This is a genomic window from Saccharopolyspora mangrovi, from assembly GCF_035320975.1.
GTDB lineage: Bacteria > Actinomycetota > Actinomycetes > Mycobacteriales > Pseudonocardiaceae > Saccharopolyspora > Saccharopolyspora mangrovi.
Map to the genome: position 1 here is coordinate 89,411 of NZ_JAWLNX010000025.1, position 13,416 is coordinate 102,826.

Here is a 13,416-nt window from a genome sequence, read left to right on the forward strand (position 1 = left end):
ACGGCATGACGACTGCGCCTGGTGTTGCGGTCGCCGCTGCGCTTCCGCAGCAGGTCAAGCAGACCCGGGACAAGCTGCTCGGGTTCCTGCGGGAAGCCGACCCGGCGGCGTTGGAATGGGTCGAGCAGGTGCGCCGCGGTCGCCCCAGCACGCCCAGCGCAGTCGTCGTCGGCGAGACCAACCGCGGCAAGAGCTCCCTGGTCAACGCGCTGTTGGAGCATCCCGGGCTGTCCCCGGTGGACGCCGACGTCGCCACCGCCACCTACCTGCAGTTCGAGCACGGCGAGCAGTGGGCGGCGCGCGCCTGCTACCCCGGTCAGCAGGACCCGGTCGCCTTCGACCTCGACGAACTGCCGAACTGGGCCAGCGCCGGCCGCGAACTGCCCGAGGGGCAGCTGCCGCCGCGCTACGTGCGCGTCACCGCGCCGCTGGACCCGCTGGCCGAGCTGACCGTGGTCGACACCCCCGGCGTCGGCGGGCTCGAAGAGCTGCACGGCGAGCTGGCCCGGGAGGCCGCCGCCTCGGCGACCGCGCTGCTGTTCGTCGTCGACGCCTCCTCCCCGTTCACCCGCGGCGAGCTGGAGTTCCTCCAGCAGGTCGGCGAGCGCGTGGAGACCGTGGTGTTCGCGCTGGCCAAGACCGATCAGCACCGGGGCTGGCGGCAGGTGCTGGCCGAGAACCGCACGCTGCTGGCCGAGCACGCGCCCCGGTTCGCCGAGGTCCCGATCTTCCCGGTCTCGGCCCGCATGCACCTGCGCGCCGCGCAGACCCCGAACTCCGCCAACGCCGACCTGCTGCGCGAGAAGTCCGGCGTGGTCGAGCTGCGCGAGGAGCTGCAACGGCTGATCGCGGGCCGCTCGGCGATGCTCGGCGAGGCCAACACGATGCGCGCGCTGTCGACGGTGCTGGGCGAGCTGACCGCGAAGCTGGAGGCCGAGAAGCGGGCGCTGACCGTCGGCGAGGACGAGGCCGAGTCGCTGCGCGCCCGCCGCGACGAGCTCAGCACCAGCCGCCGGTCGTCGACCCGCGGCTGGCAGGTCAAGCTGCGCGGCGAGATCCAGCGCACCCGGGTGGAGACCAGTCACGAGGTGTCGCGGCAGGTCCGCGAGGTGCAGAACTGGTTCCGCCGGTCCATCGACGGCGCCGACCGCAAGGAGATCAACGAGCTGCCGCGGCAGGTCGACATCGCGCTGCAGATGGCATCGACGCGGATCGCCACCATGCTCTCGTCGCGGCTCGCGGCCGTGGCCGAGCAGGCGCTCAACGACCTGTTCTCCGCCGAGGAGCTGGACGTGATCCGCTCGCAGTTCGCGCGCGGCGTGCAGGCACCGATCGTGCTGCGCCCACCGGACAAGCGACCGCCCACCGCCGAGGACAAGCTGCTGGTGTTCATGGGCGTCTCCGGCGGGCTCGGGGTCGGTCGCGCAGCGGCGATGCCGCTGGCCGGGCTGGGCGTGGCGGCGCTGAACCCGGTGGTGCTGCCGGTGACGATCGTGCTCGGGCTGGGCGCGGGCTGGTGGATGGCGCGCACCCGCAAGCACGCCGCCGACAAGCAGCACCTCAAGCAGTGGCTCACCGACGCCATCGCCGATGCCCGCTCCGCGCTGGACCAGCTCGTCGCCGAGCAGCTCATCGAGGCCGAGCAGCAGCTCTCGCTCGCCCTCGACGACGCGCTGACCAGGCGGATCGAGGCGATCGACGGCGAGCTCCGCGACGTGGACAAGGCCCTGAAGATGGACGCCGCCGAGCGCAGCCGCCGCCTCCAGACCGTCGACCGCCGCCTCACCGAGGCCACCTCCGGCCGCGAACGCGCGGAACACCTCCTCTCCGGCATCCGCAACCTCCGCGACACCACCTCCTGAGGACGCGCCTCCGGGAGCGGGGCAGTTCCAGTGAAAACCGTCCGGGCAAAAACGGACTCCGTTCATGGGCGGTTTCCACCGGAACTGCCCCGCCGCCGAGGCCCACCTCCACCGTGGGCGGAAATCCTGGTTCTGATTCCCGCCGAATTCCGGTTCCCCGACGACGGGTGGTTCCGGGTGGGAACCTCCGGCCTCTACGCTGCGTCCAAAGGGTTGCAGGTGAAGGCGGCGGAGGGTGCCGACGTGTACATCGAGGAGACCGGCGCTGGGGACGGGGACATCAAGGTCACCGTCGACGGCGAGGAGTACACCGCCGAGGCCAACTACGACCTCGACGGCGACGGCTTGGACGAGACGGTCGCGGTGATGACCGACGACGGCTTCGTCGCCTACATCGACGAGAACGCCGACGGCCAGGCCGACCTGATGCAGACGATCACCCGCGACGGGCAGGTCCTCGACCAGGCGCGGTTCCACGCCGACTCCGGCGAGTGGACGGCCGAGACCCCGCAGCAGCACCCCGGCGGCACCGCCGAAGACCACCCGGACGACCCCAAGCAGATGGTCATCGACACCCCGCAGGGCGATGTGCAGGTCGGGCCGGCGACCGAGGACAGCAACTCCGACGGGGTCGCCGACACCGCGGTCGTGCAGTCCGAGAACGGCAACACCGTGCTGGTCACCGACGTGGACGGGGACGGTTCCGCGGACCAGGTCGTCGAGATCACCCAGGCCGGCGGCGTCACCATCTCGCACCACACGGGTGACGGGCAGTGGACCGTCGTGGAGCAGGGGCAGATCGGCGACAACGGTCAGTACGCGCGGAACGAGGCGGCCTCCGCGACCGACGACGCGACCTGGACCTTCGACGAGCCGGAGCTCCAGCCCAAGCCCCCGGCCCCCGAGCCGGGTCCGGCGGACATCTGCACGGGCGAGCCGGCGGACTCCGCGAAGGACGACTCCTGGGTGTGACACCGGGTCGCGAAATTCTCGACGGAATGTGATTCCACCACCCGCCCGTGGCCAGATTCTCAAGCCATCGGGCGGTTTTTCATCTTCTTGCTCTGCGACCGGCAACCGCCATTCGGCCGCTATCCGCGGTTCACCGGACGTTCGCGCTCATGTCCGCTTCGCCGGAAAATCTGGCACCCCAGGCACACCCCGCGACGAGATTTCCGGGAGGGGTGGAAAAGAAATGCGAACTGAATCGATTCCCTTATCGTTCCTGTGAGAGAAGCGACAACCCCGATCTTCAATGCGCGCCGTTATCCCCGTTAGCCTCGGTGCATCCCTTTTCCACTTCGCCCGGCTCTCCGGGCCGGGCGAAGCTTTCCCTGCAAACGTCGGCGGGTGAGCCCGTCGGCGACCAATCCGGGCTGTGGCGCCCAGTCAGGAGACACGTCGCGATGACCGCTCTGACCATCCCCGGTCTCGACCAGGCCCCGACCAAGCACGAGCGCCTGTTGTCGTGGGTGCGTGAGGTCGCGGAGCTGACCACACCCGATCGGGTGGTGTGGTGTGACGGTTCGCAGGACGAATGGACGCGGATGACGGACCGGCTCGTCGAGGCCGGGACCTTCAAGCGTCTCGACAAGAAGCCGAACTCGTTCTACGCGGCGTCGGACCCCTCTGACGTGGCGCGCGTCGAGGAGCGGACCTACATCTGCTCGGTCGACGAGAAGGACGCCGGGGTCACCAACAACTGGATGGAACCGGCCAAGATGAAGGCCACCATGACGGAGCTCTACCGGGGCTGCATGCGTGGTCGCACGATGTACGTCATCCCGTTCTGCATGGGCCCGCTGGACGCCGACCCGCCGCGCCTGGGCGTGGAGATCACCGACTCCGAGTACGTCGTGGTGTCGATGCACATCATGACCCGGATGGGCGCGAAGGTCCTGGAGCGCCTGGGCACCGACGCCGACTTCGTCCCCGCGCTGCACTCGGTGGGTGCGCCGCTCGAGCCCGGCCAGCAGGACGTGCCGTGGCCGTGCAACGACACCAAGTACATCACCCACTTCCCGGAGGAGCGGCTGATCTGGAGCTACGGCTCCGGCTACGGCGGCAACGCGCTGCTGGGCAAGAAGTGCTACTCGCTGCGCATCGCCTCGGCGATGGCGCGCGACGAGGGCTGGCTCGCCGAGCACATGCTGATCCTCAAGCTGATCTCGCCCGAGAACAAGGTCCACTACGTAGCCGCCGCGTTCCCGTCGGCCTGCGGCAAGACCAACCTGGCGATGCTGGAGCCGACCATCCCGGGCTGGAAGGTCGAGACCCTGGGCGACGACATCGCCTGGATGAAGTTCGGCGAGGACGGTCGCCTCTACGCGGTGAACCCGGAGGCCGGTTTCTTCGGCGTCGCCCCGGGCACCAACTGGAAGACCAACCCGAACGCGATGCGCACCATCGAGAAGGGCAACTCGCTGTTCACCAACGTCGCGCTGACCGACGACGGCGACGTCTGGTGGGAGGAGATGGAGGGCGAGCCCTCACACCTGACCGACTGGAAGGGCAACGACTGGACGCCGGAGTCGGACGTCAAGGCCGCGCACCCGAACTCCCGCTACTGCACGCCGATGTCGCAGTGCCCGATCCTGGCTCCCGAGTGGGACGACCCGAACGGCGTGCCGATCTCGGCGATCCTGTTCGGCGGCCGCCGCAAGACCACGATCCCGCTGGTCAACGAGTCCTTCGACTGGCAGCACGGCGTGTTCATGGGCGCCACCCTGTCCTCGGAGAAGACCGCTGCCGCGGCCGGCAAGGTCGGCGAGGTCCGCCGCGACCCGATGGCCATGCTGCCGTTCATCGGCTACAACGTCGGCGACTACTTCCAGCACTGGGTGAACATGGGCAAGGAGGCCGACGCCTCCAAGCTGCCGAAGATCTTCTACGTGAACTGGTTCCGCCGCGACGGGTCCGGCAAGAAGATCGTGTGGCCGGGCTTCGGCGAGAACTCGCGCGTGCTCAAGTGGATCATCGAGCGGATCGAGGGCAACGCCGCCGCCGAGGACACCCCGATCGGCCGCGTCCCCTCCGCCGACCAGATCGACGTCTCCGGCCTGGACACCCCGATCGAGGACGTCGAGACCGCGCTGAAGGTCGACGTCAACGAGTGGAAGGAAGAGCTGCCGCTGATCGAGGAGTGGTTCGACACCATCGGTGACGCCCTGCCCACCTCGATGCGCGACGAGCTCGAAGCCCTCAAGCAGCGCCTGGGCTGAAACCTGGGCGGGTGAGCGACCGGATCGTCGTGGGAAGCTCCGGAACCTCACCCGTCTGACGCGGACGTCAATCGTGCGCGTACCCGAAGCGGCGTCTCCCCTCACCGAGGGGAGGCGCCGCTTTCGATTTCCCCGGGAAGTCCGGGGACGCGCAGCAACCGAGCGGACGCCCCGCGCGTCTCATGGACATCCGCGACAGCGCGGCGGGCCCATCGGACGAGGGGGTGTCTCATGGCCGGCCTGGCATTGCTGGTGCTGTTCCTGGTTGGCGCGGCAGCGGTGTTCGTCTCGCTGCGGCACGACGGAGACGGCACGACGGACGAGCTGAAGTCCCACGACGACGAGCGAGCAGTGGTCCGACGATGACCGGCGCGGCCGGGCGGCGCGAGATCCGCCCGGCCTCCCGGCTAGTTCTTGATGGCTCCGGCGAGGTTGAAGGCCCCGCCGAGGTAGCGGGAAACGACCAGGTAGAGGGCGATGACCGGGGTCGTGTACAGGATCGAGTACGCGGCCAGCTGCCCGTAGGCGATCAGGCCGCCCTGGCCGAAGAACGCGAAGATGCCCACCGAAGCCGGTTGTTTCGCCGGGTCCAGCAGCAGGACGAAGGGGACGAAGAAGTTCCCCCACGCGTTGATGAAGGTGAAGATCGCGACCACGCCCGTGCCGGGCACGATCAGCGGCAGCACCACCGAGCGCAGCGCCTGCATCGCCGAGGCACCGTCGACCCACGCGGCCTCTTCGAGGCTGATCGGGACGCCGTCCATGAAGTTCTTCGTCATCCAGATCGCGATCGGCAGCGAGGTCGCGGCCAGGAACAGCGTGGTGCCGAACATCGAATCCACCAGCTCCACCTGCACGAACATGCTGTAGACCGGCACCATCACGGCCGTCATCGGCAGGCCGGAGGCGAACAGCACGAGGTACAGGAACGGCCGCCGGAAGCGCAGCTGGTAGCGCGACAGCGGGTAGGCGCACAGCACCGCCGAGACCACCGAGATCAGCGAAGCACCACCGCACATCAGCAGCCCGTTCCACAGTGGACGGACGCTGGTCTCCCAGCTGAGCACCTGCGCGAAGTTGTCCAGCGTGAACGCGCCCGGCAGCTGCGCCGACAGCGGAGCGTCGGCGTCGAACGACGCCGTGACCAGCCACAGCAGCGGTGCGATGAAGGCGAGCGCGACGACGGCGAGCACCAGGTGCACCACCACCGACACCGAGCGCCGCCGCGCGAGGGTGACTCCGGCCATCACGTCCCGTCCTCGTCCGGATCGCCGATGCTCGCGGCGTAGAGCACCGCGAACAGCCCGCCGATCGCCAGCAGCACCAGGGAGATCGTCGCCCCGTAGCCGATCTCGTCGAACTCGAACGCGGAGTCGTACATCAGCAGCGGCAGCGTCTGGGTCGCCGCGTTCGGCCCACCCGCGGTGAGCACGTAGATCAGCGTGAACACACCGATGGTCTGCAGCGTGATCAGCATCAGGTTGGTGGCCACCGTCCGGCGGATCACCGGCAGCGTCACGTGCCAGAACCGGCGCAGCAGCCCGGCACCGTCGACCTCGGCGGCCTCGGTCAGGTCGGTGGGCACCTCGGACAGCGCGGCCTGGTAGACCAGCATCGAGAAAGCCGTTCCGCGCCAGACGTTCCCGAGCACCACCGCCAGCATCGGCGCGTGGTAGAGCCAGTCCACGCCCGCCAGGCCGAGCGCGACCAGCAGGTTGTTCAGGGTGCCCTCGGCGTTGAGGAACGCGTAGATCGCGAACGCGGCGACCAGCTCCGGCAGCACCCAGGCGGACACGACCGCGATGCCGACGGCGTTGCGCAGCCACCGGTTGCGGTGCTGGGTGAGCAGCGCGATGAACATCCCCAGGCAGTTCTGCCCGATCACCGCCGACCCGACGGTGAACACCACGGTCGCCCAGATCGCGTGCCACAGCGCCGGATCGGCGAACATCCGACGGTAGTTGTCCAGCCCGACGAACTCCGGTGAGCTCGCCGCAGCGCCGGTCAGGGCGGCGTCGGTGAACGAGACGTAGCCGCTCCACAGGATCGGGCCGATCACGAACAGCCCGAGCAGCAGCACGGCGGGCGCCATCGGCGCCAGCCACCGCCGCACCGCCGTCATCGTCAGCCCGCCCGCGTGTTGGCCGGTTCCACGATCCGCGAGACCTGCTGCGACCACTGGTCGGACACCTCGGCGGGCGGCCGGCCCGCGACGACGTCGAGCACGGACTTCTGGATCTCCTCGGAGACCTTCGGGTACTCCGGCAGCGCGGGCCGGTAGTGGGTGTTGGCCAGCAGCCCGATCCAGAACTGGTTGAGCGGGTTGGCCTCGGTCACCCGGGGGTCCGCGGCGGCGTCGGCGCGCGCGGGCAGGTTCCCGGTGGCCGCCGAGTACTGCACGACGTTGTCCTTGCTCAGCGCCTGCTTGATGAACTCGAAGGACTCGTCGGGCTTGTCGCTGACCGCGCTGACCGCCAGCGTCCAGCCGCCGGAGAGCGTCACGGTTCCCGGCGGCTGGCCGTGCTGGGTGGGCATGGGCGTCGCGGACATGGTCTTCGACCAGTCCGTCCAGCCCGCGTCCTGCCAGTTGCCGGAGGCGAAGCTGCCGTCGAGCCGGATCGCGACCTTGCCCTCGTGGGCGAGCTGGTCGCGCTGGTTCTTGTCGTACTGGGCGTCGGCGATCTGCGGTTTGCTCTGCGTCAGGTTCTCGCCGACCGCGGTGGAGATGAAGCCCATCGCGTCGCTGAAGCCCTTGCTGGGCACGACCCACTTGCGCTGCTGCTCGTCGTAGAGGGTGCCGGTTTCGGTTCCGTAGAGCAGCATTTCGACGGTCTGCATGCTCACCGACTCGCCCTCGGCCTTGCCCAGCGGCATGTCGATGCCGATGACGTCGGGGCGCTTCTGCTTGATCTGGCGGGCGGCGGCGAGCACGTCGTCCCAGGTGCGCGGTTTCCACTCCGCCGGCAGCCCGGCCTCGGCGAACAGCTGCCGGTTGTACCAGAGGCCGCGGGTGTCGGTGTCGAGCGGAACGCCGTAGATCCGGCCGTCGGCGGCCTTGCCGGCCTGCTTGGTGGTGCCGATGTAGGAGCCGTTCCAGTCGGGCCACCGGGCGAGCCTGTCGTCCAGCGGCAGCAGGTACCCGGCCTCGACGTCGGAGTTGACGTTGAAGGAGTCCTCGTAGAGCACGTCCGGTGCGGTGGATTCCGAGCGCATCCGCAGCTGCAGCTTGGACAGGTACTCGCTCTCCGGCGCGACCACCGGGTCGAGCTTGACGAACTTGCCGGGGTGGGACTGCTCGTACTGCTGCTTGACGCGCTGCATCAGCGCGTCGACCTGCAGCGTGTTGCCGTAGCGGTGGTAGGCGACGGTGATCGTGTTCGGGTCCTCGGCGGAGCCGCCGCAGGCGGAAAGGCCCAGGACAGCGGTGAGGGTGGTGGCTAACGCGGTTCTCCGGCGCATCTGGCTCCTCCGGCCTGTGGCGCTTGCGACTAACCTGAGATCCGGATCACACTCGTGGGCAACATAAGTCCAATCGTTTGCAGAAGTCAATGATCTTCCCGGTCTCAGCGAGGAGAACCGCATGACCCGTGCGTCGTGGCAAGGGACAAACCTGCCCAGAGTCGGGGGGTTCAACCGCGCGGTCGTGCTGGACACGATCCGCCGCCACGGCGAGATCAGCCGCGTGGAGCTCGCCCAGCGCACGGGCCTGACGGCGCAGACGATGTCCAACATCGTGCGCGCGCTGATGGACGACGGGCTGGTCACCGAGAACGGGCACGCGCCCTCCACCGGCGGCAAGCGCCGGGTGCTGCTCAAGGTCGTGCCCGACGCCTACTCCGCCGTCGGCCTGCACCTCGACCCCGAGCGCATCACCGGAGTGCTCGTCGACCTCGCCGGCGGCGTCCGGTTGCGGGCCACCCGGCGGCTGCCCGCCGACGCCACGCCCGCCTCGGTCGCCACCGCCCTGACCCGCATCGGGCAGCAGCTGGTGCGCCGCTCCGGGCTCGAACCCGATCGGGTCCTCGGTGCCGGGCTGGCCGTGCCCGGGCCGCTGGACCCCGCGCACCGCAAGGTCCTCGACCCGCCCAACCTCGAGGGCTGGACCGAGGTTCCGCTCGCCGACCTCGTCGAGGAGCGGTTCGAGCTGCCGGTGGTGATGGACAACGACGCCACCGCCGCCGCCATCGGCGAGCGCTGGTCCGGGTGCGCGCAGCGCTCCGGCTCGTTCGTCTACGTCTACCTGGGGACCGGCGTGGGCATCGGCGTCGTCCTCGGCGACCAGGTGCACCGCGGCGTCAGCAACAACGCCGGCGAGATCGGGCACGTGCACAGCGGCGGCGCGCGCGAGTGCCACTGCGGCAGGCGCGGCTGCCTGGAGGCCTACTGCTCGATGCGCTCCATCGTCGCCGACTGGCGCGCGGCCATCGGCCGTCCCGCGCCCACCTCGGTCGCCGCCGCCTACGACCAGCTGTGCCGGGACGCGGTGGCCGGGGAGGCCGCGGCCCGCAAGGTGCTGCGGCAGACCGCGACCCGCCTCGGCCAGGCGCTCGCGTCGGTGGTCAGCGTCCTCGACGTGGATCGCGTGGTGCTCGGCGGACCGGCGCTGCGGCAGGTCTCCGAGCTGGTGCGCAACCGGGTGTCGAAGGTGATCACCGCGCAGGTGTGGGCGCCGCAGGTGCGCCCGGTGCGCGTCGAGACCGCGCTGATCGGCGAGGACGCCGCCGCGGTCGGCGCGGCCTCACTGGTGTTCGACCACGCCTACTCACCCCGCCTGAACACGCTGCTCGGATCCTGACACCGCGTCGGCGACGGCGTTGCCGAAGGCCGTCATGCCGCTGGCGTTGGGGTGCAGCGGAGCCGCCCACGAGGTGGGGACGACGCCCTCGAAGTACTTCTGGTCCGGCGGCTGGCAGACGTCGTGGCCCTCGCTGACCGGACCGAGGTCGACGAACGTCGCGCCGTGCGCGCGAGCGCGCTCACCGAGCCGGGCGCTCAACGAGTCCACACTGGACTGGATGTAGTCGGCGTCGCGGGCCCACATCGGTTCCTGCGGGTAGCAGCCGCCCGGCGGCAGGTAGGTGCCGTAGCCGACCACCACGAGCTCGGCGTTGGGCGCGCGGTCGGCGATCTCGTCCAGGGCCGCGTCGAAGTCCGGGATGAACTCGTCGATGCGCTCGGCCAGCTCGTCGCCGTCAGCGGTGTACCGGTCCGCGCAGGACGAGCCGACCGGCTCCGGGAACGCGTTCAGGCACGACACCGCCGCCTGCACCAGGTCCACGTCGTTCCCGCCGATGGTGACGGTGACCAGGTCGGTCGTCTCGCTCAGCGCCTCGTACTGCGGTGGCAGCACGACGTTCTGGCGGCCCGAGAAGTCCTCGGTCTCGGCGCCGGAGCAGGTCACGTCCTTGAGCTGCGCGCCCAGCCGCGCGGCCGCGACCTGCGGGTAGTTCATCGTCGACCGGAAGCACAGCAGGTTCGGGTCCGGGTTCGGCACCAGCGGACCCGCCGCGGCCGAATCGCCCATCGCCACGTACTCGAACGCGTCCTCCTGCGCTCCTGCCGGAACACCTGAGGACATCAACGCCAACACACCGGCACCGGCGACCACCCGCATCCGCAACCCGACCACGAAGACCTCCCGACCCGATCAAGGCGACAACTCCTCGATCTGAGCACGAGATCCACCTCCAACGCCCCAAAACCCACCCGCTGGACGACAGGAATCCCCCGAAGGGGCGGGCTTTTCCAATTTCGCGCGAAATTCGAGGGCCCCGACCCGGGCTCGAACTTCGCGCGAAATTCGAATTCCTACCTAAGTCGGGTGAGGTGGCGTCGAGGACCCGGGGTCACTGGACGTCTCGGCGCAGCGCTCGGGTGATGCCGGCCGCGACCGTGGTGGCCAGGATCCAGCCCGCGGCGATGAGCGCGACGGTGATCCACTGCGAGGTCCCCGAAGTGCGCCACATGACGTCGTGGCCGAGGTTGATGATCGGCACCAGCTGGTCGACGGTGTAGAGCAGCGGGCTCCAGTGCGGGTGGTCCTCCTCGTTGATCGGCTGCAGCGGGCCGTGCAACGAGAACCACGTCGTGCCCGCGGCCGTGAGCAGCACCAACCAGATCAGCGCGCGCAGCGGCCGGTAGCCGTAGCTGACGGTCATCAGCTGCAGCAGGCTCCACAACCGCACCGGCGGCCGGAACACCGCGCGGGTGGAGGCGGCGATCGACTTGTAGCGGCGGCGCTGCTTCTCGATCAGCACCGTGACGGCGTGCTCCTCGTTGCCGTTGCCGCTGAACACCTTCGCCAGCTGGTCGTAGGGACCGGGCTGGTAGCTGTCGCCGGAGTTGGCGCGCAACCACGCCAACCGCTCCTGGACCTTGGCGACGTCGGTGGGCTCGACGCTGTCGGTGAAGTTGTCGTAGCTGAAGTCGTCGATGTCGACGCCGCCGCTGGCCTCCCACAGCCGCGCGTTGTCGGCGAGCAGCTCGCACTGCGCCTGCCGCAGCAGGATCCGGCCCTTCGGCGCCTCGTCCACGCTGAGCGTCAGCTCCTGGGCGATCATTCCGAACCCGTTGATGGCGTTGCGGCTCAAGCCGTCTCCGAGCCGCGCGCCCCAGAAGTTGGCCTGCCTGCCGATCTCGGCCCGCCGCAGCTGCACCTCGCCTTCGGCGACGAAGGGCCGCACGCCCGAGGCGCACACCAGGTCGCGCGCGATCCGCGCGCCGCGCAGGTCGACCGAGGGCTTGTAGGCGAGCTTGTGCCGGTGCCAGGCGGGTTTGGTGAGCTCGGTGGAGCGCATGTCGAGGTTCGCGCCGACGGACGCGCCTTGCAGCTGGACCGACCCGCTGATGTCGGCTTCCCGGCAGTCGAAGTTGCTGCCCACGGTCAGCCGGCTCGCCTGCAGCACGTCGGTGCGCGCACCGGTCAGCTTCGCCCGGTTGAGCTGGAAGCTGCCGTGCACGCGCACATCGGTCATCCGCCACTCGCCCCACACGTCCGCCCGGCCGGCGGCGAGGTTGCCGCGGATCTCGGTGCCGTCGATGTGGATGGCGCGCAGCGAGCGGTCCACGGCGGCCCGCGCGGACTGCGCCCAGGTCAGGTCGATCTGCGCGCCGGAGAGCCGCAGGTCGCCTTCGACGCACGCGCTGACCATGCGAATCGTCCCGCCGCTGCGGAAGTTCTCGTCCATCTCGACGTCGCCGTGCACGTGGCTGCGGTCGGCGATGATCGTGCTGGTCGGGTCGTCGTAGGGCGACTCGCCGCGGCGCGGCGGGCTCATGCCGGGTTCCAGCACGGCGTCGCGCATCCGCAGGTCACCGGCGATGCTCGCACTGGGGATGAACACCAGCCCGGCCACCGTGAAGGACTTGCCGGTGTTCGGGTCGACGTCGCAGCGCAGCGAGCCGCCGAGCTGTATCCCGTTGGCGTTGAGCGCCAACCGCCCCCGGTTGCGCAGCGAGGCACCGGCGAGCGTGAGGTTGCCGCCGATCTTGGCGCCGGGGATGCGGATCTCGCCCGCGACGCTGATCCGCATGCCCAGCATCGCCCCTGCCACGGTCAACCGGTCGGCGTAGATCGCCCGGTGGCCGGGGTTGTTCAGGTCGCTGTCGTTGAGCAGCAGCGATCCGCCGAGCTCGGCGTCGGCGAGGTCGATGACCCCGCCGCGGCTGGTGCAGTGCAGCAGGTGCGTGTCGCTGGTGGTGCGCAGGTTCCGCGCCTGCATGCCGGGGAGCAGGCAGTCCCGCAGCACCAGACCGGCCATCGAGGCCTGCCGGACGTCGGGCGCTTCGAGGAAGCGGCAGCGGACGAACTCCAGCAGGTAGGGCAGTTCGGCGGCGCGCAGGTTGAGGCAGCCGCTGATCACCGCGTCCTGGATGAGGATCACCGGTTGCTGCCGGGCCCGCCGGGAGAACGGGCGCCAGCTCGCCTCGTCCGGCGATTCGATCAGCCGCCGCGACAGGAACTCGCCGCGGATCTCCTGGTCCGCCTCGTGGTCCTCGGCGTGCACGTCGAGCGGATCGCCCTCCGGCGTGTCCGGTCTGCCGTTGCGCAGCAGCTCGTCCACGCACCGCTCGGCCGCGGTCAGCGGACCGTTGCCGTTCTCCTTCACCTTGCCGCTAGGCACCCGTCGCCCCCGAAACCCCGCGAAACGTCGTCGATCATCTACCTAGTAGGACGCCTGACCACCGCACCAGGTTTCGCCCCCGCTCAGAAAACACCGGGATGGCGTATTTGACCTGCCGTTCCACGTGAAACGGCCCCGGCGTGTCGCGAACTCGACACGCCGGGGCCGCCGCGGGGGGAACATAAGAGGCCCCGCACGGAAAGCGACGAA

10 protein-coding genes are annotated in these 13,416 nt (G+C 69.8%); 5 read left to right on the top strand and 5 right to left on the bottom strand.

All coding sequences use genetic code 11. From position 1 onward, the window contains the following. The first annotated feature begins 5 nt into the window (after positions 1 to 5). The 4 genes from R4I43_RS27665 (at position 6) to R4I43_RS27680 (ending at position 5,449) form a co-directional block, all read left to right on the top strand. The gene (locus R4I43_RS27665) at positions 6 to 1,862 is read left to right on the top strand and encodes a dynamin family protein (RefSeq protein WP_324268617.1); all 1,857 of its coding nucleotides are present in this window, start codon (positions 6 to 8) and stop codon (positions 1,860 to 1,862) included. 219 nt (positions 1,863 to 2,081) lie between these two features. Further along, entirely contained in the window at positions 2,082 to 2,834 is a 753-nt protein-coding gene (locus tag R4I43_RS27670; protein WP_324268618.1) for a DUF6802 family protein, read from the top strand. Between the two features lie 434 nt (positions 2,835 to 3,268). After that, the gene (locus R4I43_RS27675; protein WP_324268619.1) at positions 3,269 to 5,083 is read left to right on the top strand and encodes a phosphoenolpyruvate carboxykinase (GTP); all 1,815 of its coding nucleotides are present in this window, start codon (positions 3,269 to 3,271) and stop codon (positions 5,081 to 5,083) included. Between the two features lie 231 nt (positions 5,084 to 5,314). Next, positions 5,315 to 5,449, top strand: a complete 135-nt coding sequence (locus R4I43_RS27680) for a hypothetical protein (protein ID WP_324268620.1) — start codon at positions 5,315 to 5,317, stop codon at positions 5,447 to 5,449. Positions 5,450 to 5,490: 41 nt separating this feature from the next. Here the strand turns inward: R4I43_RS27680 and R4I43_RS27685 are convergent, their stop codons facing one another. Genes R4I43_RS27685 through R4I43_RS27695 form a run of 3 tightly spaced genes read right to left on the bottom strand, consistent with a single transcriptional unit; the run spans position 5,491 to position 8,542 of the window. Then, positions 5,491 to 6,330, bottom strand: coding sequence for a carbohydrate ABC transporter permease (locus R4I43_RS27685; RefSeq protein ID WP_324268621.1), 840 nt, complete (start codon positions 6,328 to 6,330; stop codon positions 5,491 to 5,493). After that, positions 6,330 to 7,262, bottom strand: coding sequence for a carbohydrate ABC transporter permease (locus R4I43_RS27690; protein WP_324268622.1), 933 nt, complete (start codon positions 7,260 to 7,262; stop codon positions 6,330 to 6,332). The genes R4I43_RS27685 and R4I43_RS27690 overlap by 1 nt, the downstream gene beginning before the upstream one ends. After that, positions 7,208 to 8,542 (bottom strand): extracellular solute-binding protein, encoded by a 1,335-nt coding sequence (locus tag R4I43_RS27695; protein WP_324268623.1) that lies wholly within the window; start codon positions 8,540 to 8,542, stop codon positions 7,208 to 7,210. Before R4I43_RS27695 ends, R4I43_RS27690 begins: the two co-directional genes overlap by 55 nt. Positions 8,543 to 8,663: 121 nt before the next feature. On the opposite strand from R4I43_RS27695, the gene R4I43_RS27700 reads away from it, so the two are divergent. Next, entirely contained in the window at positions 8,664 to 9,878 is a 1,215-nt protein-coding gene (locus tag R4I43_RS27700) for an ROK family transcriptional regulator (RefSeq protein WP_324268624.1), read from the top strand. Here the strand turns inward: R4I43_RS27700 and R4I43_RS27705 are convergent. Both R4I43_RS27705 and R4I43_RS27710 read right to left on the bottom strand, forming a co-directional pair. After that, positions 9,846 to 10,712: an SGNH/GDSL hydrolase family protein gene (locus tag R4I43_RS27705; protein ID WP_324268625.1), complete on the bottom strand. Its 867-nt coding sequence runs from the start codon at positions 10,710 to 10,712 to the stop codon at positions 9,846 to 9,848. The genes R4I43_RS27700 and R4I43_RS27705 overlap by 33 nt on opposite strands. A gap of 217 nt (positions 10,713 to 10,929) precedes the next feature. Then, the gene (locus R4I43_RS27710) at positions 10,930 to 13,206 is read right to left on the bottom strand and encodes an oxidoreductase (protein ID WP_324268626.1); all 2,277 of its coding nucleotides are present in this window, start codon (positions 13,204 to 13,206) and stop codon (positions 10,930 to 10,932) included. Between the last annotated feature and the right edge of the window lie 210 nt (positions 13,207 to 13,416).